Source organism: Parasphingorhabdus sp. SCSIO 66989 (assembly GCF_032852305.1).
GTDB lineage: Bacteria > Pseudomonadota > Alphaproteobacteria > Sphingomonadales > Sphingomonadaceae > Alterisphingorhabdus > Alterisphingorhabdus coralli.
Window position 1 is genome coordinate 1390016 of sequence record NZ_CP136594.1, and the last position, 19823, is coordinate 1409838.

The 19823-nt window shown below is 55.2% G+C and carries 20 protein-coding genes and 1 tRNA gene; 12 read left to right on the forward strand and 9 right to left on the reverse strand.

Annotation, left to right across the window (positions count from 1 at the left end):
• The first annotated feature begins 103 nt into the window (after nucleotides 1-103).
• Nucleotides 104-499: a helix-turn-helix transcriptional regulator gene (locus RB602_RS06560; protein WP_317084046.1), complete on the forward strand. Its 396-nt coding sequence runs from the start codon at nucleotides 104-106 to the stop codon at nucleotides 497-499.
• 177 nt (nucleotides 500-676) lie between these two features.
• On the forward strand, nucleotides 677-1696 hold the full coding sequence (locus tag RB602_RS06565; protein ID WP_317084048.1) for a hypothetical protein: 1020 nt from the start codon (nucleotides 677-679) through the stop codon (nucleotides 1694-1696).
• Nucleotides 1697-1759: 63 nt separating this feature from the next.
• Here RB602_RS06565 and RB602_RS06570 read toward each other — a convergent pair whose 3' ends face one another.
• From RB602_RS06570 to RB602_RS06585, 4 genes are all read right to left on the reverse strand, one after another.
• Nucleotides 1760-2497: a proteasome-type protease gene (locus RB602_RS06570; protein ID WP_317084049.1), complete on the reverse strand. Its 738-nt coding sequence runs from the start codon at nucleotides 2495-2497 to the stop codon at nucleotides 1760-1762.
• Between the two features lie 72 nt (nucleotides 2498-2569).
• On the reverse strand, nucleotides 2570-3370 hold the full coding sequence (locus tag RB602_RS06575) for a transglutaminase family protein (protein WP_317084051.1): 801 nt from the start codon (nucleotides 3368-3370) through the stop codon (nucleotides 2570-2572).
• A 15-nt stretch (nucleotides 3371-3385) separates the two neighbouring features.
• On the reverse strand, nucleotides 3386-4330 hold the full coding sequence (locus RB602_RS06580; RefSeq protein WP_317084053.1) for an alpha-E domain-containing protein: 945 nt from the start codon (nucleotides 4328-4330) through the stop codon (nucleotides 3386-3388).
• 3 nt (nucleotides 4331-4333) lie between these two features.
• On the reverse strand, nucleotides 4334-5731 hold the full coding sequence (locus tag RB602_RS06585) for a circularly permuted type 2 ATP-grasp protein (protein ID WP_317084446.1): 1398 nt from the start codon (nucleotides 5729-5731) through the stop codon (nucleotides 4334-4336).
• A gap of 259 nt (nucleotides 5732-5990) precedes the next feature.
• On the opposite strand from RB602_RS06585, the gene RB602_RS06590 reads away from it, so the two are divergent.
• The 5 genes from RB602_RS06590 to RB602_RS06610 all read left to right on the forward strand — a co-directional run bounded on the left by RB602_RS06590 (nucleotide 5991) and on the right by RB602_RS06610 (nucleotide 11555).
• On the forward strand, nucleotides 5991-7148 hold the full coding sequence (locus RB602_RS06590) for an iron-containing alcohol dehydrogenase (protein ID WP_317084055.1): 1158 nt from the start codon (nucleotides 5991-5993) through the stop codon (nucleotides 7146-7148).
• On the forward strand, nucleotides 7132-7608 hold the full coding sequence (locus RB602_RS06595) for an acyl-CoA thioesterase (RefSeq protein ID WP_317084057.1): 477 nt from the start codon (nucleotides 7132-7134) through the stop codon (nucleotides 7606-7608). The genes RB602_RS06590 and RB602_RS06595 overlap by 17 nt, the downstream gene beginning before the upstream one ends.
• Complete coding sequence (locus RB602_RS06600) at nucleotides 7605-8351, forward strand: enoyl-CoA hydratase/isomerase family protein (RefSeq protein ID WP_317084059.1); 747 nt, start codon at nucleotides 7605-7607, stop codon at nucleotides 8349-8351. The genes RB602_RS06595 and RB602_RS06600 overlap by 4 nt, the downstream gene beginning before the upstream one ends.
• A gap of 149 nt (nucleotides 8352-8500) precedes the next feature.
• Entirely contained in the window at nucleotides 8501-10756 is a 2256-nt protein-coding gene (locus RB602_RS06605) for a TonB-dependent receptor (RefSeq protein ID WP_317084060.1), read from the forward strand.
• Between the two features lie 106 nt (nucleotides 10757-10862).
• On the forward strand, nucleotides 10863-11555 hold the full coding sequence (locus RB602_RS06610; RefSeq protein ID WP_317084062.1) for a class I SAM-dependent methyltransferase: 693 nt from the start codon (nucleotides 10863-10865) through the stop codon (nucleotides 11553-11555).
• 22 nt (nucleotides 11556-11577) lie between these two features.
• On the opposite strand, the gene RB602_RS06615 is transcribed toward RB602_RS06610, so the two are convergent.
• A complete protein-coding gene (locus tag RB602_RS06615; RefSeq protein WP_317084063.1) occupies nucleotides 11578-12897 on the reverse strand; it encodes a DEAD/DEAH box helicase in 1320 nt (439 codons plus the stop codon).
• Between the two features lie 115 nt (nucleotides 12898-13012).
• Nucleotides 13013-13597 (reverse strand): hypothetical protein, encoded by a 585-nt coding sequence (locus RB602_RS06620; protein WP_317084064.1) that lies wholly within the window; start codon nucleotides 13595-13597, stop codon nucleotides 13013-13015.
• A 201-nt stretch (nucleotides 13598-13798) separates the two neighbouring features.
• Here RB602_RS06620 and RB602_RS06625 point away from each other — a divergent pair, with 201 nt between their 5' ends.
• Both RB602_RS06625 and RB602_RS06630 read left to right on the forward strand, forming a co-directional pair.
• Nucleotides 13799-15253 carry an FAD-binding oxidoreductase gene (locus RB602_RS06625; RefSeq protein ID WP_317084065.1) on the forward strand — a complete coding sequence of 485 codons (1455 nt, stop codon included), beginning with the start codon at nucleotides 13799-13801 and terminating at the stop codon, nucleotides 15251-15253.
• Between the two features lie 49 nt (nucleotides 15254-15302).
• Nucleotides 15303-16196, forward strand: coding sequence for a SapC family protein (locus RB602_RS06630; protein ID WP_317084066.1), 894 nt, complete (start codon nucleotides 15303-15305; stop codon nucleotides 16194-16196).
• Between the two features lie 66 nt (nucleotides 16197-16262).
• Here RB602_RS06630 and RB602_RS06635 read toward each other — a convergent pair whose 3' ends face one another.
• Nucleotides 16263-16742, reverse strand: a complete 480-nt coding sequence (locus RB602_RS06635; protein ID WP_317084067.1) for a hypothetical protein — start codon at nucleotides 16740-16742, stop codon at nucleotides 16263-16265.
• A gap of 70 nt (nucleotides 16743-16812) precedes the next feature.
• The gene (locus tag RB602_RS06640) at nucleotides 16813-17745 is read right to left on the reverse strand and encodes an N-formylglutamate amidohydrolase (protein ID WP_317084068.1); all 933 of its coding nucleotides are present in this window, start codon (nucleotides 17743-17745) and stop codon (nucleotides 16813-16815) included.
• Nucleotides 17746-17963: 218 nt separating this feature from the next.
• Here RB602_RS06640 and cpdR point away from each other — a divergent pair, with 218 nt between their 5' ends.
• Entirely contained in the window at nucleotides 17964-18338 is a 375-nt protein-coding gene (cpdR, locus tag RB602_RS06645; RefSeq protein WP_317084069.1) for a cell cycle two-component system response regulator CpdR, read from the forward strand.
• Between the two features lie 112 nt (nucleotides 18339-18450).
• Nucleotides 18451-18525: transfer RNA gene (locus RB602_RS06650), tRNA-Val, on the forward strand.
• 37 nt (nucleotides 18526-18562) lie between these two features.
• Here the strand turns inward: RB602_RS06650 and RB602_RS06655 are convergent.
• Entirely contained in the window at nucleotides 18563-19120 is a 558-nt protein-coding gene (locus RB602_RS06655; RefSeq protein ID WP_317084070.1) for a tautomerase family protein, read from the reverse strand.
• Between the two features lie 179 nt (nucleotides 19121-19299).
• Between RB602_RS06655 and RB602_RS06660 the strand changes: the two genes are divergently transcribed.
• A complete protein-coding gene (locus tag RB602_RS06660; RefSeq protein WP_317084071.1) occupies nucleotides 19300-19812 on the forward strand; it encodes a winged helix-turn-helix transcriptional regulator in 513 nt (170 codons plus the stop codon).
• The last annotated feature ends 11 nt before the right edge of the window (nucleotides 19813-19823 follow it).

Genomic DNA, 19823 nt, shown 5'->3' on the forward strand with positions numbered 1-19823 from the left:
GATAATTTTTGCCATTCAAGTTTTATTGAATAGTAACCTCTTTCCCGGTAACTGTGCCTCTCGTTAAGCATTAATAGGCGGTAAAGAGGAGTGACCAGAGAGCATGGGGAAACGTCATGACGGGGATAAGGCCGAGTTCGCAAAGCGGCTTGATAAACTGCTGTTAGGGCATCCTGACGCTCCAATAGGCAGAGGTCGATTTAAGTGGTTGCAGGAACAACTCGCTGAGCGAGGCATCAACGTAACCATAGAAGCTATATCCGGTTGGGTTGATGGGCGCTATATGCCTTATTATCGCAGAATGGTGGTTATTGCCGATGTGTTCGATGTTTCGGTCGAAGAACTGGCCGAGGGTAACGATGTGCCCAAGCGCGATGTAAGTCTTCGTGGGTATCAGAAGCGTCAGATGTTCCTGGTCAGAGCCATTGAGAAGATGATCGAAGAATCGAACGAGAGTTCGGTCAAAGATATAGGCAAAGACGCCTTGGGGCGCTTGTGATTTGTTGGCTCTTTTGTTGGCTTATTTCTTTGCCATGCAACCTAAGCTATTCATATAGAGATATTAATTAGAATATCTGAATCCAGCCCTGTCCACCAGATTTTGTCTGGTTCTTACAATTTTTGTCTCTCTTAAGCGCTATGGTGCGCCTTCTGGACCAAATCCGGGGAGGGCAGAGTGAAATTCCGTCATTGTATCGCCGCGTTGGTGCTGACTGCCATGGTTGTGCCAAGCACAGCCGAAGCGAAGATCAAATCGTCCGACGTCCGCAAGGCCTATCTCAAGGGCAAGAAGAACAGCCATTATGGCCGATCAGATATTAACAGCGACATTCGCTGCATGATTCTCTACACCGTCTGGGCGACCATGAATTCAGGCAGCTATGATATCAATCTGGCCTATGCCCATGGCGAGTTGGGATATGGCTATACCCAATATCAGTTCCACCATTATGGCAACAAGTTCGTCACCGACTATGCCAACGGCAATGCATGGCGGCAGATATTTTTGTCGGTTTCCCAAGATTATGCCAGCCGCGACATGGAAAAGGACCGGGAAGTCAAAAACATGGTTGAGGAAATTGGCAAATGCGCGGTGCCGCATGGCAAGGTCGTGATGCACCCGGGAGGACTGGTCCGTGCCGAGCATTTTCTCAATGCGATCAGCAGCCAACCTTATGAGCAGAGCTATCCTGAATGGGCCAAAGACCGCAAAGCCTGGGACAGTTATGCGACTGCGATGATGAACGGCCAGTTTGTCCGTGCGGTGGATATTGTATCGCGCTCGCTTGATGGTGGCGACAGCTCTACCTTTGACGATCAGGAATATATGGTCGCTATTGATGCAGCGGTGACGACAGGGAAGGCCAACCAGATACCGCAAGCACAATTTGTGCGCGCCGCGGGCCGTGTGCCCGAGCGCTATGCCGGTTATGCCGGACAGAATGCCGCAGATTATCGTCCACAGGTAGAATTGATCAAGGCATCGGCAACATCGGGTCTGATGCCCAGTGCATCCGCGGCCAGCAATCAGGCGCGCGGTAGTGCGGAGAGAATTGCGCGTGACCGCTGCCGCGATGCGGGCGGCAAGGTATTGCGGGTCAACAGCGTCCCAACCAATTCGCGCAAGGCGACTGACACCACCTGGCGCTCAACCTATCAGGCGACGGCGCAATGCCAGTTTCCAGCGAGGCGGTGAGATAAGAAGAGCGGTTATAGGGCTCGAAAAAGACCTGTTTGTCTCAGGATTATGAGTGTCCGGTTAGGCACCAAACTGAAAATCGGGCAGGGCATCGAACGCCAGTTTCAGCGCCTCGCCCCAGCCGCTGGAGATTTGCGCGAAATAGGGGTCGTCTTTTTCGATGCGTTTCTCCTGGCCGATTTTCAGGCTGTCGGCATCATAGGCCATGATATCGAAGGGCAGGTCGACGGCAACATTGGCGCGGATGGTAGAGTCGAAGGAGACCAGCAACAGCTTGATCGCATTCTCGAACGACATTTCCTTGTCATAGGCGCGCAGCAATATCGGGCGGCCATATTTGGCCTCGCCAATCTGAAAAAAGGGATTGTCGGCGCTGGCTTCGATAAAATTGCCTTCCGGGTAGATCAGGAAAAGCTTGGGTTCGCTGCCCTTGATTTGGCCGCCGAGAATAAGCGTCGCGCCGAAGGTGGAAGCAGATTCCTGCCCCTCATCGCTATGGGTGCGGACCACTTCGCGCAAGGTTGCGCCGACGCGGCGGGCGACCTCGAACATGCTGGGGTCGCTGAGGATCGATGGATCACGTTCCTGCGGTGCCTTGGATCGCTCATCGAGTAGGCTGACCACCGATTGCGTCGTGCCGAGATTACCTGCGGAAAGCAGGGTTATCACCCGCTCGCCCGGCTCTTCCCAGATCTTCATCTTGCGCACCTGGGAGATATTGTCGACGCCGGCATTGGTCCGCGTGTCGGAGATAAACACCAGCCCGCGATCAAGCTTCATACCCACGCAATATGTCATATATTTGAGACCCTTAGCGGCAATGATTCGTGCTATCGCCGAAGACGATAACAGAAAATCCAATTGAGAGCGCTATTGCTGGACCTGCAATTCCACCGATAATGTTTCCATGCCATGGCCATAGCGCATGCCCGATATAGGGGCCGCTTCGCGATAGTCGAGTCCGGTGGCGACACGAACATAGCGTTCGTCGGGGGAGTAGCCGTTGGAGATATCAAAACCGACCCAGCCCAGCCCGTCAATATGCGCCTCGGCCCAGCCATGGGTGGCATCCTGCTCCACCCGGTCATCCATCATCAAATAGCCCGAAACATAACGCGCCGGAAAGCCGAGCAGACGGGCGGCGCTGACAAAGATGTGACTATGGTCCTGACACACACCTTCGCCGAGCTTCAGTGCTTCCTCGGCGCTGGTCTCGGCATGGGTTTCGCCGGTGGAATAGGTAACGGCATCGCGGATCATTTGTGAGAGCGTATGCGCCTGCTCCAGCGCGGGCAATTCCTGTTTGCGTAATTCACTGACCAGCCTGCGGATTTCGCGGCCCGGGCGTGTAAGCTCGGTGGCATTCTGGAAATACCATAAGGGGGCATGGCCACCATGCTTTCCGATCACACCACTGCTATCGGTAAGCTCAACCTCGCCGGTGCAGGTGATGATGATCTCATGCTCGCCGCGGCCAATGCTGATCAGGTCAACACTGTTGCTGTGCTGATCCTCAAAGCGCAGCTCTTTCTTGCCGCCTTCCACCGCTATCGACCAGGTAATGACATTCTGCCCCTTGCGCCGCTTCGGCGTCAGGCGCAATTGCTGCAAAGCATAATGGACCGGCGTGTCATAATGGTAGCGGCTGACATGGTTGATATGGAGGTGCATGGTCTGGCCGGTCCTTCAACTCTGCTGAAAGCGATAATCCTGCTCAATCTGCATCGCCAGCCGGTTATTGGCGGCGAGAAATTCGAGCAGATATTCATGCAGGCCATTGTCGAAAATGGTTTCGATGGGCTGGCTCATATATTCTTCGCAGATATCGTCGGCCATCTGACTGGCGGTCGTGCGCTCGCCATAATTGCCTTCCAGATGGCCAAGATTATCGTCGATCTTGTTGTAGCAAAAGGCGAGGGCACGCGGCATTTGCCGGTTGATGATAAGATATTCGGCGACCTGCACCGGATTTGTGTCCGGCCCGTTCAGCCAGCGATAGCTGCGTTGCGCCGAAACGGAGCGCAGGATTGTTTCCCATTGGACGTTGTCGAGTGAGGAGCCGACATTGGCGATAGTTGGCAGCAGCAAATAGTACTTCACATCGAGGATACGCGCGGTGTTGTCGGCGCGCTCGATAAAGGTACCCAGTCGCGAAAAGTTGAACCCGTCATTGCGGATCATCGTGCCCATCACCGCGCCGCGCACCAGGGCGCTTTGCTGGCGGATGGTGTTGAGCACATCGGGCAGATCCTGCTCGCGCACCTTGCGGCGGAACAGGTCTTTCAATGTCATCCAGCTTTCATTGGTCGCTTCCCAGACCTCGCGGGTGATGGCAGTGCGCACCAAACGCGCATTGTCGCGCGCCAATTTGGTAATCGACAGAACGCTGCCCGGATTGCTGGTATCGCGCAGCAGAAAGTCGATCACCTGGGTTGAGCTGAAATCGTCATATTTTTCGCAATAGGCGGTGCGCGCTCCGACAGTGGTCAGCACCGACTCCCATTCATCAGCGGCGGATTTGGAGCGGGTAAGGGCGATGCGGAAACCGGCATCGATAAGGCGTGCGCTGTTTTCGCTGCGCTCTAGATAACGCGACATCCAGAACAGGCCGCCTGCGGTTTTGCCCAGCATCGCCTATTCCTCCAAGACCCAGGTATCTTTGGTGCCGCCACCCTGGCTGGAATTGACCACCAGTGAGCCCTTTTTCATCGCCACCCGTGTCAGGCCGCCGGGTGTAATGCTGATGCCTTTGGGCGAGACCAGAACAAAGGGGCGCAGATCAACATGCCGCGGCGCCAGTTCGGCGTTGGTGAAGATCGGGACGGTGGAGAGCGCCAGCGTTGGCTGGGCGATATAATTGCCCGGATTATTCTCCAGCTTCTTGCGAAACTCCTCAATGTCCTTCTTGGTCGCCGCCGGGCCGACCAGCATGCCATAACCGCCTGAGCCATGCACCTCCTTAACCACCAGCTCGGGCAGATTGTCGAGGACATAGGCGAGTTGATCCTTCTCGCTGCAGCGCCAGGTCGGCACATTTTCCAGCATTGGTTTCTCGCCGGTATAGAATTCGACGATCTGCGGCATGTAGGAATAGAGTGCCTTGTCATCGGCGATGCCGGTGCCGGGCGCATTGGCGATTGTAATGCCGCCGGCGCGATAGACATCCATTATTCCGGGGACACCGAGCATGGATTCCGGTTTGAAGTTCAGCGGATCAAGATAATCATCATCAATGCGGCGGTAGAGCACATCAATCGGCTGATAACCGCGCGTTGTCCGCATCGCGATACGGCCACCCTGTACGCTGAGGTCATGGCCTTCGACCAGCTCTGCGCCCATCTGATCCGCAAGAAAACTATGCTCAAAATAGGCGCTGTTATGAATACCCGGTGTTAGCACCGCTACGGTAGGCTTGCCGCTGCATGCTGGCGGTGCGCATGCGGCGAGTGAGCGGCGCAAATCTTGCGGATAGCGCCCGACTTCCTGCACCGCGATTTGCGAGAACAGTTCGGGGAACATCTGGATCATCGTTTCGCGATTTTCCAGCATGTAGGAGACGCCTGAGGGTGTGCGGGCATTGTCCTCCAGCACATAAAACTGGTCATCGCCGGTGCGGACAATATCGGTGCCGATAATATGGGTGTAGATGCCGCCGGGCGGATTCACCCCGATCATCTGCGGCAGAAACGCCTCATTCTGCGCGATCAGCTCAACCGGAACGCGCCCGGCGCGCAATATCTCCTGGCGGTGATAGATATCGTAGAGAAACGCATTGATTGCACGCACGCGCTGCTCAATGCCGCGCGACAGCTTGCGCCATTCGCGCGCGGTGATGATGCGCGGCACAATATCAAACGGGATCAGCCGTTCATCGGCTTCCTCCTCGCCATAAACATTGAAGGTGATCCCGGTTTTGCGGAAAAAGGCCTCGGCCTCACGGGTTTTGCGCTTCAGGCGGTCGGCCTTTTCACCGTCCAGCCATTTCTGATAGGCAGCATAGGGTGCGCGTAGCGTATCGTCCGTTCCGAACATTTCGTCATACACGCCGCAATCCCCCCTGCCAGTGCCGGGTAATTTTATTCCCGGAATGGATGATATATTGGAATTTGGCTATTACTACAGGCTGATGACAGGCTGTAAAGGTTTCAATTATTGCGGTGCAATATGATACAGATGTGATGGTGGTTTACGTTCCGCTACACATTCCTATGCGGCAATACGGCTGAGCATTCCCATCGGCACCATGCAATTCCCTTTGACACCCGCCGTGCGTCCGATGCAGGGATAGGTTATGACTGACAATTTCCTGTTTCAAACCGTTCCGCATTGTGTTTTTGGTGAGGGTGCTGTCGCTGAACTGGCGGCGCATCTAAAAGGTGAGGGGCTAACGCGCATCGCCGTGGTTACCGATAAAGGGCTGGTGGCCACTGGTGTTGTCGCGACAGTAGGGGCTGCGCTTCGTAGCGCGGGGCTTGAGCCATTGGTATTTGACAGCATAGTCGCTGATCCGCCGGAAGAGATTGTCATCACCATGGCCGAAGCCGTGCGCGATTTTGGTGCTGATGCGGTTGTCGGGCTAGGCGGCGGCAGCCCGATGGACAGCGCCAAGGTGATTGCGGTGCTGGCTGGACCCAAGCCGCAGCCGCTCGCGGAAATGTATGGTGTTGGCAATGTGACCGCGCCGCGCCTGCCACTGTATATGGTGCCGACCACGGCGGGTACCGGATCAGAGGTAACGCCGATTGCCATCCTGACCACGGGCGAAACCACCAAGGCAGGGATTGTGTCACCCCGGCTCTACGCAGATGGTGCGTTTCTTGATCCGGCACTCACAATTGGCTTGCCTGCCCATATCACCGCGTCGACCGGGCTTGATGCCATGGTGCATGCGATTGAGTCCTATACCGGCCGTCTGAAGAAAAATCCGATGTCCGACATGCTGGCGAAAGAGGCGCTGCGGTTGCTCACCGGCAATCTGGTGCGCGCCTGTCATCATGGCGATGACATGGTTGCCCGTGAGGCGATGCTGCGCGGATCGATGATTGCCGGACAGGCCTTTGCCAATTCGCCGGTCGGTGCGGTGCATGCGCTGGCCTATCCGCTGGGCGGGATTTTTCATGTCCCTCATGGTCTTTCCAATGCCTTGGTGATGCCGCATGTGCTGCGCTTCAATCTCGATGCTGCTGCGCCATTATATGCTGAACTGGCCGACGCATTGCATCTGAATGCACCCGATGGGGAGATTGCTAAGGCGGAGGCGTTTATTGGCTATCTGGAACAGCTCTCCATCGATAGCGGCGCGCCGCAGCGGTTGCGCGATATTGATATTCCCGAGGACTCTCTCGACAGGCTGGCCGATGATGCGATGCTGCAGGAGCGGCTGCTGATCAACAATCCGCGCGAGATGACCCGCGATGCAGCGCGGGAGGTGTATGATGCCGCCTGGTAAGGCCGAAAAATCAAAAGACCGCCCACAACCGCCGCAGCGCAGAGATTATGCCGAATTTGTTGCGATCACCTCGCGCTGGTCAGACAATGATATTTATGGCCATATCAATAACGCCATATCCTATTTCTATTTTGACACCGCCGTGAACGAGTTGCTGATCAGCCATGATGTCCTCGATATTCATGGCGGCGAGACCATCGGGCTGGTTGTGGAAACGCGCTGTTCCTATCACAAGCCCATGGCCTTTCCCGATCGCATCCATGCCGGGGTTCGGGTTGAGCATATCGGCAACAGCGCGGTGCGCTATGGCGTGGCGTTATTCACCAATGAAGATGACAGCGCCTCGGCAAATGGCGTGTTCACCCATGTCTATGTTGACCGCGAGAACCGTCGCCCGGTGCCGCTGCCGACCGACTTGCGCGGGGTTTTGGAGAAGCTGCAAATCAGAGGTGATGCATGAGCGATATGGTATTGATCGAGAATAACGGCGGCGTTCTGACACTTACGCTGAATCGCCCCGATGCACTCAATGCCTTTCGTCCCGAAATGCTCGAAGCCATGCGCGATGCCATTGCTGGCGCTGGACCTGATGTGCGCGTAGCCGTGATTGCCGGCTCGGGCAGGGCGTTTTCGGCAGGTGTCGATCTGAAGGTCTTGCAGGGCATTGAGCCCAAGGCAGGCAAAATTGGTGATGTATTCGATAAACCCAGCGCCGAATTTGGTGCAGCGGTGAGGGCTGCGCCTTTTCCTGTCATCGCTAAAGTGCATGGTTTTTGCTTCACCGGCGCGCTGGAGATCGCGCTGCATTGCGATATGATCTTTACCACCGTCAAAACCAAATTCGGCGATACACATGTCAAATTCGGCATTCGCCCGACCTGGGGCATGACCCAAAACTTACCACGTGCGATCGGCATCAGACGCTCCCGCGAACTATCGTTTACCGCACGTACTTTATTGGGCGAAGAAGCCGCCGCGATTGGTCTCGCCAATGCAGCGGTTGAAGATGAAGCGGCTCTTAATGCGCTGGTAACAGAGCGTTGCGAGCAAATTGTCGCCAATTCTCAGACGGCTATTGCCGCGATGAAAGACCTTTATCGGCTTGCTGAAGAGGGCCAGGGTATAGAGCCATCACTGACCGCGGAATTAGCCCGCGAATATCCCGATATTGACGATACAGTGGAGCGGCTGGCGGGCTTTTGAAGCCCCGGCATAGAGCCATTTGTTGCAGTTTATCCGCACATGACAGTTTTTCGTCGGAAACGTAAAATTTGTTCTTGATATGGTATATCATTAACAATAGACGCAGCGGTCAACTCAACAACAGATAATAAACGTAAAGGCTCTTCGCTATGCGCCGCAAATATGCTGCACTTTTCACCGCGCTTCTGACCACCACAATGGCAACCCCGGCTCTGGCTGATGACCAGAGTGCTTCTGCCACTGCTCCGGCTGACGACCAGTTGCAGCAGGACCGTGAACGCAACATCAATACCGAGGATTATCACACCTTGCCCGGTATTGTTGTCACGGCAGACTATGTTGATGATCTCAACCTCGTCGCCAACAAGTCGATCCTGGAAGGCGATGAACTTACCCAGGAACTTGAACCGCAAATAGGCGAAATGCTGACCAAGCTGCCCGGTGTTTCTGCAACCAGCTTTACTCCAGGCGCTTCGCGTCCGGTTCTGCGTGGTTTCCAGGGTCGCCGTATTCTTGTTTTGAACGACGGCTTGGGTACCATTGATGTTTCGACCAGCTCTGCGGACCATGCTGTGACGGTCGAGCCGCTGCTGCTTGAGCGCATTGAGGTTCTGCAGGGGCCGACGACACTGCTGTTTGGCGGTAATGCTTTGGGCGGTGCGGTGAACAGCATCGACAAACGTATTCCGCGCAATCGACTGGAAGACGAACCTTTCCACCTCGACGTATTGGGCAGCTTCGCCTCGGCGGCCAATGAACGCAGCGTTGGTGCCAGCCTTGATTTCGCGCTGGGCGACAATCTCGTTTTCCATGTCGATGGCAATTATCGCAATACCGATGACCTTGAGGTTGGCGGATTTGTTCTGTCGCCGGAATTGCGCGCGGAACAGCTTGAGATTGCGGCTGAGGAAACCGAAGAAGGCAATTTTGAAGAAGCGGAAGAGGCTCAAGAATTGGCCGAACTGCGCAACCGCATTCCCAATACCGCGACCGAGACCTACAGCTTTGGCGGCGGCCTGAGCTGGTTCGGTGATGGCGGCATGTTCGGTGTCTCTGTCAGCTACTTTGATAGCGATTATGGTGTGCCCGCTCGTCCGGGTGCCGAGCATGCTCATGGCGATGAAGACCATGATGACGATCACGATCATGATGACGACCATGATCACGACGATCACGATGATGATCACGATCATGACCATGAGAATGTCACGATTGGCCTGGAACAGGTCAAGGTGGATTTCCGTGGCGAGATTGATCTGCAGGGTTTCTTCCAGAAACTGACCCTGCGCGGCTCCTATGCCGATTTCGAGCAAATCGAATTCGAGGGCGACGAGGTCGGAACGGTATTTACCAATCAGGGTATTGAAGCCCGCGCCGAGTTGGTACAGGCGGATCGTGGAGGCTGGCGCGGTGCTTCGGGTATCCAGTACAGCTTCAGCGATTTCTCCGCTGTCGGTGCAGAGGCCTTTGTACCGCCTAACGAAACCAGCCAGTTCGGTATCTTCACGGTGCAGGAATATACCACCGGCAATTTCGATATTGAAGGCGCGCTGCGCGTCGACTTCGTAAATAGCGATGTTCAGGACCGTGGCGATGATCCCCGTTTCGCCAATTTTGTCGACGTTTTGGGTATCAACCGCGACTTCACGAGTGTCTCTGGAGCTCTGGGCTTTGGCTATTTCTTTGATGAAGGAGCCAAGATTGGTATCAATTTAAGCCGTTCAGAACGTGCCCCGGCACCAGAAGAGCTATTCTCCAACGGTCCGCATATCGCGACCCAGGCATTTGAAGTCGGTAACCCTGATTTTGATACCGAGCGCAGCATGGGCGGTGAAATCTATCTGCAGATTGAGCGCCCAACCTGGCAGTTTGGCGTTACCGCTTACTATAATGACTTTGAGAACTTCCTGATCGACGTGCCAACAGGCGAAGAGGAAGATGGTCTGCCGGTATTCCAGTTCATTCAGAACGATGCCGAATTCTATGGCTTTGAAGCGCAGGGCTCGGTGCTGTTGGCGCGGGCAGGGGACTTCAATTTTACCGCTGATACTGTGGTTGACTATACCCGCGCCTCACTGGATGGCCTCGGTCCGGTGCCACGTATCCCGCCCCTGCGCGTTCTTGGAGGTCTGGAAGCTCAGAGCGACTCGATCACCGGCCGCGTTGAGGTTGAGTGGTTTGACGATCAGGAGCGCAACGCCAATTTCGAGACCGAAACCGAGGGCTTTACGTTGGTCAATGCACAGGTCGCCTGGAAGCCGATGGGGCCCAATGGCAATGTGACACTGCTGGCTTCTGCCAACAATATCTTTGATGTCGTGGGTCGCCGTGCGGCAAGCTTTACCAAAGACTTTGCGCCGCTGGCCGGTCGCGATTTCCGGGTATCGGCACGAATGAGCTTCTAAAACCATTGCCTTGACGGCCCTTTCCGTCCCGCAGCATTGGTGGCGGGAAGGGCCGATCTGCTTCGGGTGGTGGGTTTATCCAATCGACTGAGAGGCGGCGAAGGCGATGGACTATGATAATGACCTTGCATTTGCGGTTGAGTGCTATCGTAAGATGCAAAAGGCGTTACCAGGAGCGGATGCGCTCTATAGACTTGTGCTCGCGCAGCTTGAGCACTCTCTTGATGCACAAGCGCATATTCTCGTCGCCGGTGCAGGTGGCGGTCGAGAAATAGAGACACTCGGAGCGAGCAGCAGAGCATTTACAATCACTGGCTTTGATCCTTCCGAGGAAATGCTGCGCATTGCCCGACACTACCGGGAACTCAGCTCAGCGAAGAACCGTACCGGCCTGGTCAAGGGCACCATATCTGATCTTGAAGCGCCCGGGGCCGGGTTTGATGCGGCCACATCTCTCTTGGTGATGCACTTCTTCCCGGACGAACCTGGACCAGATGGCAAGCTGGCCTATCTGCGCGCCATTAGGCAGCGCATTAGGCCTGGTGCGGTTTTTCTGCTCGCCGATGTCAGTTATGAAGACGAAGCGGCTTTTGATGCGATGGAGCCGGTTTTCCTGCGTCATGCTGAACTTGCCGGGCTGCATCATGATGTTGTGGCCTCTGCTCCGGCGACAATAAAGGCTATGCCAACTATCTCAGGATCGCGAACAGCGGAGTTGTTTGGAGAGACAGGGTTCAGCCCGCCTAAACTGTTCTTCCAGACTCTATGGTATCGTGGATGGACGGCGACGGCGGTTTAGCGCCGCCAGTAATGCGTTGGGATTAGCGCTCCAGGGCGACTGACAGAAAATCCGGGACCGGCCCGTTCCAGCCGCCATCATCGCCATCCAGTTCCGGCCTTTCTGGATTAAGCGTTTGTTTGCGTGGCTTGCCGGTTTTCTTTTCCTTTTCGAGCTTGTCTTCTGCTGGCCGCTCGGTTTTGCCTTTGCCCTTGGGGTTGTCGCCGGGCGCGCGCATTGCGTTCTTCAGCGGATTGGCGATTTCCTCAATCGCTTGACCGGTTAGCGCCTCAATATTGGCAATGTTCTCGCTGTCATCTTCGGTAAAGAATGTGAATGCCTTTCCGGTGGCGCCAGCGCGGCCTGTTCGCCCGATGCGATGGACATAGTCATCCGGATGCCAGGGTGCGTCAAAGTTGAACACATGGCTGACGCCTTTGATATCAAGTCCGCGCGCCGCAACATCTGACGCCACCAAAATGTTGATGGTATCTGCTTTGAACCGGTCAAGCTCCGCCAGTCGGTTTGACTGATCCATATCGCCATGAATCTCGCCGGAATCAAAGCCATGGCGCTTGAGGCTTTTGTTGAGCTCACGCACCGTGGTCTTGCGATTGCAGAAGATGATTGCGGTGCGCATGTCATCGGCATCGAGCAAGTGCCGCAGCAATGCGCGCTTGCCGCGGGTTGTCACCGGAATCTTGGTCTGGCTGATCGCGGTATTGGCTGTTGCTGGACGCGCTACCTCTATATTCTTCGGGTTGCTGAGAAACTTGTCCGCCAGCTTCTTGATCGGCGGCGGCATGGTGGCCGAGAACAACATGGTCTGACGGGTCGTCGGCAGCTTGGAACAGATATGCTCAATATCGGGAATAAAGCCCATATCGAGCATTCTGTCGGCCTCATCGATCACCAGCAACTCACAGCCTGTGAGCAATATGTTACCGCGTTCAAACAGATCCATCAGGCGGCCGGGTGTGGCGATCAAAACGTCAACGCCTTTTTCCAGCGCCTTGACCTGATCGCCCATGGATACCCCGCCAATCAGCAGCGCCATGGAGAGTTTGTGATATTTGCCGTATTTCTCGAAATTCTCGGCAACCTGCGCCGCTAGCTCACGGGTCGGTTCCAGGATCAGCGAGCGCGGCATACGCGCACGCGCACGGCCCTGCGCCAATATGTCGATCATCGGCAGGACAAAGGACGCGGTCTTGCCGGTACCCGTCTGCGCGATGCCGATCAGATCGCGCATCATCAATACCGATGGGATGGCCTGCGCCTGGATCGGGGTCGGCTCGCTATAGCCGGCATCGTCCACGGCTTTTAACAATTCAGAAGAAAGGCCGAGATCGGCAAAATTCATAGTCTATCCGAGAAAAATGGCGCTGAGCGCCGGTTGTTGTTCAATCAGGGAACACAAAGCCGCGCTTTGCGGGCAAAATGCGCAAAAGTCAATCTATGCAAGAGGTTTGAGCGTGTCAGTCCTTTGGTACAAGCTGGCGGATGCGTTTCAACTCGCATTTATTACCAGACCGCGCATGCAAGACGTCGCGCTCGACGCACAGGCGCCCGTCATTGCTCTGTTCGAGATAGAAACCGGAATAAAAGTCGCGGGCACGACAAGCCTTTTCCAGTTGCGCGCGGATGATCCGGCGGTCACGCAGATAGAGCAGCATTTGGTCATTGCTGGCGATCTGAACCCCGGCGATGCTGTTCATCGTCAGGCATTTACCAATTTTGCGCTCTTCCCAGTTGCGGCTGAGCTGTCCGGTCCGGATATCGCTGAGCGGTTGCCTGCGGCTGGTGGTACGCGGGATGCGGATGACGACACGGCGCTGGATACGCATCTGCATGACGGTGTCATGGCCATTATGGTCGGCCATCCATTGCATCCAGGGATGATTGTCCGGCAATAATTGTTGTTCTTGCGCAGATACTGTTTCTGTCGGCGTTTGCGACACGCGGGCCAGCGGCTCGGCGTGGTCCACAGATTCGGTCTGCGGAACGACATCCGGTGCGGCATCCAGTGCAATAAAAAGCAGCAATGCTGCTGAAAACGCCATCTTGATGATCTACCTCAGCGCGAGTCCATGCCCCTGTGGTTTTGACCCCAACGCTCAAACCCAATATCGGGTTGCTTTACTATCGTGATTTGAACATGTCATTAACCCGAAAAGCCATAACCGTTTGCCAACTGTTGCAACGACGCAACTGTTCATCGCTACTGAATGGCCCAAGAGATTGTCCGGACAGGGATTACCGCCATGACTGACGAAAAACTGCATCGCTTTGTTGATCAACTGCGCAGCAGTGATCTGTCGCCACATATTGTCACCGATCAGGATGCAATCGCGCCATGGTTGACCGATTGGCGTGGCCGTTTTCATGGTCGTTCGCCCGTCATGGTTGAACCTCGCTCCACCGAAGAAACGGCGTTTCTGGTTAGGACCGTTGCAGAGCACAAGGTTGCGATCGTGCCTCAGGGTGGCAATAGCGGCATGGTTGGCGGGGCAACACCGGATCAGGCGGGCGATGCTGTGCTGCTTTCCATGCGTCGGATGAATGCCATTCGACAAGATTTGCCGGAAGAACACGCCATAATTGCCGAGGCGGGAGTCATTCTGCAAAATCTGCATGAGCACCTGGAAGGGGCAGGGCTGCGCTTCCCGCTCACTCTGGGTGGAAAAGGTTCTGCGACCATTGGCGGACTGGTCTCCACCAATGCGGGCGGCACCCAGGTGCTGCGCCATGGGACGATGCGGGCGCTGGTTGCAGGAGTGGAAGCCGTCTTGCCCAATGGTTCGGTATTTGATGGCCTGGCGGCGTTGAAGAAAGACAATCGTGGCTACGATCTCAACCAGTTGCTGGTCGGGGCGGAGGGTACCTTGGGCATCGTCACCGCCGCTCGTCTGCGCCTTTGCCCGGCCGTGGTCGATCGTTGCGTAATCTGGGCCGGGGTGGAAACGCCAAGTGCGGCCCGCAAATTGCTGCTGTTTCTCGAGCGTGAGGCTGGCTCTGCAATGGAGGGCTTTGAAATCATGCCGCAGCATTGCATCGATAATGTTCTGCAGCACATTCCAGGCACTCGCGCGCCGCTAGCGGGGAACCATGACTGGCATTGCCTTGTCGAGATCGTCCGCGATGATGCTGGAGATATGGGGTCTGCGCAGCGGGCGGAATCCATCATGGCGCGCGCTATGGAACGGGGTCTTATCAATGACGCCGCCATGTCCGCGAGCGAGGCCCAGGCAGAGGCATTTTGGAAGATTCGCGATTCCATAGCAGAGGCTGAACGTGCGGAAGGTCCTGCGGTTCAGCATGATATCAGTGTGCCGGTGGCGGATATGGCCCGGTTTATTGAAACAGTCGCCCCTGAGACCGAGAAACGCTTTCCCGGGAGCCGCGCCGTCGCCTTCGGCCATATGGGGGATGGCAATGTCCATTATCATGTGACGGCTCCTACAAATAGTGATGCCGATCAATGGTATGCGGGTGCCGCCAAAGACATCAGCCAATGGGTCTATGATCAGGTCGCCGCCTGGAATGGATCGCTGTCGGCGGAGCATGGCATTGGCCAACTTAAGCGTGATGAGTTGGAGCGTCTGGGCGATCCAGCACGCCTATTTGCTTTACGCGCGGTTAAAAAAGCCTTTGATCCGGATCAGATTATGAACCCCGGAAAACTCATTAACCTTGCGTCACCGGGCGACAGCACCTAAGGCGCGGGCAATAATTTTGTTACTTGTATTGAATTTCGGAGACTGACCAATGGCGAGCCAGCCACAAACCACTAACTTGCCGCTCTTCTTCAAAGAGCTTGTTCCACTGAACAGCAATGACCACGCCAAGTGGAAAGTGCGCGGCCTTGATAATGCCGAGTTCCTTAAAGACGTCCATGCTATCCCGCTGACCGTTGAGGAATTCCCTCAGGCGCAGCGTAACTATCCGATCATCTTCACGGTTGGCGACAATCCCGTTCCGTTGGCGCTGATGGGCCTGAATGAAGGCGTTAACGTCTATATGAACGATGACGGCAAGATGAAGAATCCAGTCTATGTTCCGGCTTACATTCGTCGCTATCCGTTCCTGCTCGCCAAACTGCGTCCAGACTCACAGGAACTCTCGCTGTGCTTTGATCCATCAAGCGGTGCTGTTGGCGACTTCAAGGACGGTGATGATCTGTTCGACAAGGACGGCAAGGTAACCGAGACCACCCAGAATATCCTGAAATTCTGTGAGCAGTTTGAGGAAGCCGGTGCGCGTACCGGGGCCTTTATGACGGAACTGAAGAAGCTTGATCTTCTTATGGACGGCGAAGTGTCGATCACTCAGTCGGGTAATGACAAGCCGTTTCTGTATCGCGGTTTCCAGATGGTCAATGAAGAGAAGCTGCGCGATCTGCGCGGCGATGAACTGCGTAAGCTGGCCCAGAATGGCATGCTGCCGCTGATCCATGCGCACCTCTTCTCGCTTCAGGTTATGCGCGAAGTCTTCGCCCAGCAGGTTGCCGAGGGCAAGGTACCGCAGGTAACCAATGCACCGACGGTCGACAATGCAGCGGCTCCGGCCCCCGCATCTGCACCTTCCAAGGAGAAGGCCAAGCCGGCAGCGAAGAAAAGCCCGGCCAAAAAGGCTTCCGGCAAGGACGCGCAGATCAGCTAATCCGCGCTGACAATCAGATTGAAAAGGCGTTGCTACCATAGTAGCAGCGCCTTTTTTGTATCCAGACTACAAAACGGACTGCAGCGCAGCAAAGCCGGTGGCGCGGGTAACCCACCAGAAGTCGGTTATCTCTTGCCGTGTAAACATCGGGTGCAGCGTTTGATTGAAAGCCGCACGATCATTGGCCATGGCGCTACGCAACATATCCGCCACCAGCTTTTCATCTGGCGTCATCCGCTGGCAGCAGGGCGGGGAGATCATAAATGGCCCCTCCCAGCGCTCCGCCAGCCGTTTGACCATGCGGCTGAGCTGCACTGCGGTCTCAAGCGACCCGGTTCGGGTGCGCAGCGCGCTGACGACATCCTGATTGCGCTTGCCCGCCATTACGCTGAACCGGAAGGCCAGCATGATCCGACGCTCCAATGGTGAGAGGGCACCGAGCATCAGCCCCTTTGTATAATAATCCAGATGAGTCGCATTGCTGATGGTGTGTTGGTGTACGCTCTTGTCTGTATTTTGCGCGTTATCCGTTTCTTGGCCCGCCATTATGCAATCTCCTCATGATCTCAATAGTCACGGGATTGCATAAATGATAATGATTATCAATAGTAAAATATTATTCGGCAGCTTCAATCCGTCGCATTCCATAAGCATAGTCCGCTGCGACATTGGCGAGCGCAGCAATGAGCCTGCGGACAGCCTCTATTGCGCGTCCTGGAACGCCCTGGCGATCAAGATATAATGCCCTGTCAACCTCGACCTGTACCGCATAGATCGGCCCGTCAGGCCGGTTGTGCCGATCCAGAATATAGCCGCCAGCATAAGGCCGATTGCGCCCGGTGCGGAAGCCATGGTCTCGGGTCAGGCGCTCCATCTGGCTGATCAGTCCGTCCGGCGCGCTGGCACCAAAGCGGTCGCCAAACAGGATCTGCACCGGGGTCTCAGGCTTGCCCGCTTCGTTGGGCAGGCTTGGCATGGAGTGGATGTCGAGCAAAATCGCGCAACCAAAGAGCGACAGCCTTTGGTCCAGCCTCTCAGCTATTGCCTGATGATAGGGCGCATGGACTTGCTCAATGCGCTGCGCAATGTCGGCCATGGCCCAACGGTCACGCCATAGGTCGCCATAGCTGTTAAGCCGAGTGGGAACTAAGCCAAGGCCAACACTCGCACGATAGGGGCTGCCTTTTTGCCCGGCGCGTTCATGCCATTTGACTTTTGGCAGGGGTTGCAGGGCAGAGCTTGCCGCAATCCCGGTTATCGCGCACCGATCAAGGTCATCCAAATGGCGGTTAAGATCAATCCATGCACGCGGTGCCAAGGCGGACAGCGCTTCATGATTATCCTTAACCGCTTCGCTGATCAGCAGATCAGCATAGCGATCTTCGAGCTTCTGCAAAGCGTGTGATGGAACGCGCAAATTGTTGAGCAAGGCATCGGGATAGTTGCGCCCGGAATGCGGCACCGAGAGCAAGACGGGGGTTTGACCAATAGCGAATCCAGCATCGCCTGATCGCCAAAAGCTGTTATCGCCAGTAAGATCCAACGCCATGACCGACGACATGGCCCAGTTATCAGGCTTTGTCAAAACGCATCTGGCGCGATTGAGCTGGTCAGGATGCCGTGAAAAATTCTACCATAGAAAAAATCAATCAGTATTGACGTGCAATGTGTAGTAGCCTGACTTTGGCACGATAAATTAACCAGTTGCTGATAATCAATAATAATGAGCGGTGAGCCGCTCGGGTTGCGAAAGAGTCTGGGATTGCCATGGAAAGAATTCTTCTTGCCGAAGATGAAGATGCCATGCGTGCTTATCTGAAGCGCGCATTGGAAAAGGCCGATTATGAAGTCGTAGATGTTGATCGTGGTACATCAGCAGCCCCATTGTTGGAGGAAGAAGAGTTCCATCTGCTGCTGACGGATATCGTCATGCCGGAGATGGATGGCATCGAACTGGCCCAGCATTGCGCCAAAGTGTCCCCGAAAACCAAGGTCATGTTCATTACCGGCTTTGCTGCCGTCAGCCTCAAGGCAGGGCAGGCGGCCCCCAGTGCACGGGTGCTTTCCAAACCATTTCACCTCAAGGATTTGGTGCTCGAGGTCGACCGCGTATTGGATAAGGTTGACCCCAGCGGGCTTTGATACCTTCCAGCGAAGCGGAACAAAAAGACGCTTGCAAAGCGCACAGGCGATAGCTAGATGATCGCCCCTGCCTCGGCGCATAGTTGTCCCGAGTGCAAATGATGATCCAAGTGGGCGTATAGCTCAGTGGTAGAGCACTGTGTTGACATCGCAGGGGTCGGAAGTTCAACTCTTCCTACGCCCACCATCATCTTTCCTGATCCCCTGATGAATCCAAGCGCGGACTAGTAACGCACAATAGCGCGTCCGGCGGTTTTGTCAGGATAGTTTGCCAGATCATATAAGCGATCCTTGGCGTCGAAATAGGCGCGCGGGAATGCCAGCAGCGGATGATCTGCAGGAATACCGGCATGTTTCGCAATGCCCAGCAGGCTGGATGTTTTGCCGTTTGAGGCAAGATGTCCTTCGGGCCATTCTACAATCTGTATGAATATCGATCGCGCCGCATCTTCAATGCCGGTTGTGCCGGTCGCTTCTGTAAGCGCCTTGAAGATTGCCTGATGGCATTGGGACTTGCGCTCCTGATCCATCGAGCCTTCGGGCACGTTTAATTCAACCAGGAATTTGCCTGCTGCGCCTTCAAAGGCGGTGCCATTATCGCCGCCGATGTACCAGTCATGGCTCTCAATCTCGTTGAACTTCACCCATGCGATTGAGCGGCCTTCGGGTGTATCCGCTCCGCCTTCAATCTGCAGGATGATCCGGGTCATAGCCTCGGCGAGCTCGTCGCGTTGTTCTGGCGAAAATTTTCCGTTGGGATAGTCGACAGTGATTAGGGGCATAGTGAGTCTCCTTCAGTTTAGTATCTTTAACATACTTATATTTTAGGTAGTGTAAAGATACTAAATTGAAGGGGTGAGTTTCCAATGCTGCGCGATTACTATTATAAATCGGCGCTTGAAAATGAGAGTTGATGTGATAAATTGGTATCTTAGAAAAACAATATTTTGAAAGAGGCCGTATGACCCGCACATCCCTGGAGCACTTTAACTGCTCATTGGCGCGCACCGCCGACATTATCGGCGACAAATGGATGCTGTTGATCATTCGCGACGCCTTTTACGGCGTTCAGTCCTTCTCCGAATTTCAGGAGCGGTTGGGACTTGCAAAAACCGTTCTGTCATCGCGGCTGCAGGCGCTGGTTGATGGTGATATTCTGGACAAATTACAGACCAGACCTGGGGTTGATCGCCATATCTACAAATTGACGCCGCGCGGTCGTGATCTGTTTCCGGTGATTGTTTCCTTGGTGCAATGGGGCGACAAATGGATATTCGGCGCTGGTAAGGAGCCGGTGAGTATCATGGATAAGGACCAGAAGGCGCCGATTCAGGCCGTTGGCGTGCAGGCGCGTAATGGCAATTTCCTGCAGCCAGGGGATATTGCATTTGCCCCCGGGGCAGGCGCGGATGACAGCACGCATGCGCTCTTTGCGTCCTATCATGCCAAACGCGCAGCCGGTGAAGAGAGCTGACGTTACGGCCT

What these genes read in the sequence shown, in the direction of transcription:
- RB602_RS06560 (WP_317084046.1), top strand. Translation starts at nt 104, where the DNA reads ATGGGGAAACGTCATGACGGGGATAAGGCCGAGTTCGCAAAGCGGCTT.
- RB602_RS06570 (WP_317084049.1), bottom strand. Translation starts at nt 2,497, where the DNA reads ATGACATATTGCGTGGGTATGAAGCTTGATCGCGGGCTGGTGTTTATC.
- RB602_RS06575 (WP_317084051.1), bottom strand. Translation starts at nt 3,370, where the DNA reads ATGCACCTCCATATCAACCATGTCAGCCGCTACCATTATGACACGCCG.
- RB602_RS06580 (WP_317084053.1), bottom strand. Translation starts at nt 4,330, where the DNA reads ATGCTGGGCAAAACCGCAGGCGGCCTGTTCTGGATGTCGCGTTATCTA.
- RB602_RS06585 (WP_317084446.1), bottom strand. Translation starts at nt 5,731, where the DNA reads ATGTTCGGAACGGACGATACGCTACGCGCACCCTATGCTGCCTATCAG.
- RB602_RS06590 (WP_317084055.1), top strand. Translation starts at nt 5,991, where the DNA reads ATGACTGACAATTTCCTGTTTCAAACCGTTCCGCATTGTGTTTTTGGT.
- RB602_RS06595 (WP_317084057.1), top strand. Translation starts at nt 7,132, where the DNA reads ATGATGCCGCCTGGTAAGGCCGAAAAATCAAAAGACCGCCCACAACCG.
- RB602_RS06600 (WP_317084059.1), top strand. Translation starts at nt 7,605, where the DNA reads ATGAGCGATATGGTATTGATCGAGAATAACGGCGGCGTTCTGACACTT.
- RB602_RS06605 (WP_317084060.1), top strand. Translation starts at nt 8,501, where the DNA reads ATGCGCCGCAAATATGCTGCACTTTTCACCGCGCTTCTGACCACCACA.
- RB602_RS06610 (WP_317084062.1), top strand. Translation starts at nt 10,863, where the DNA reads ATGGACTATGATAATGACCTTGCATTTGCGGTTGAGTGCTATCGTAAG.
- RB602_RS06615 (WP_317084063.1), bottom strand. Translation starts at nt 12,897, where the DNA reads ATGAATTTTGCCGATCTCGGCCTTTCTTCTGAATTGTTAAAAGCCGTG.
- RB602_RS06620 (WP_317084064.1), bottom strand. Translation starts at nt 13,597, where the DNA reads ATGGCGTTTTCAGCAGCATTGCTGCTTTTTATTGCACTGGATGCCGCA.
- RB602_RS06625 (WP_317084065.1), top strand. Translation starts at nt 13,799, where the DNA reads ATGACTGACGAAAAACTGCATCGCTTTGTTGATCAACTGCGCAGCAGT.
- RB602_RS06630 (WP_317084066.1), top strand. Translation starts at nt 15,303, where the DNA reads ATGGCGAGCCAGCCACAAACCACTAACTTGCCGCTCTTCTTCAAAGAG.
- RB602_RS06635 (WP_317084067.1), bottom strand. Translation starts at nt 16,742, where the DNA reads ATGGCGGGCCAAGAAACGGATAACGCGCAAAATACAGACAAGAGCGTA.
- RB602_RS06640 (WP_317084068.1), bottom strand. Translation starts at nt 17,745, where the DNA reads ATGGCGTTGGATCTTACTGGCGATAACAGCTTTTGGCGATCAGGCGAT.
- cpdR (WP_317084069.1), top strand. Translation starts at nt 17,964, where the DNA reads ATGGAAAGAATTCTTCTTGCCGAAGATGAAGATGCCATGCGTGCTTAT.
- RB602_RS06655 (WP_317084070.1), bottom strand. Translation starts at nt 19,120, where the DNA reads ATGCCCCTAATCACTGTCGACTATCCCAACGGAAAATTTTCGCCAGAA.
- RB602_RS06660 (WP_317084071.1), top strand. Translation starts at nt 19,300, where the DNA reads ATGACCCGCACATCCCTGGAGCACTTTAACTGCTCATTGGCGCGCACC.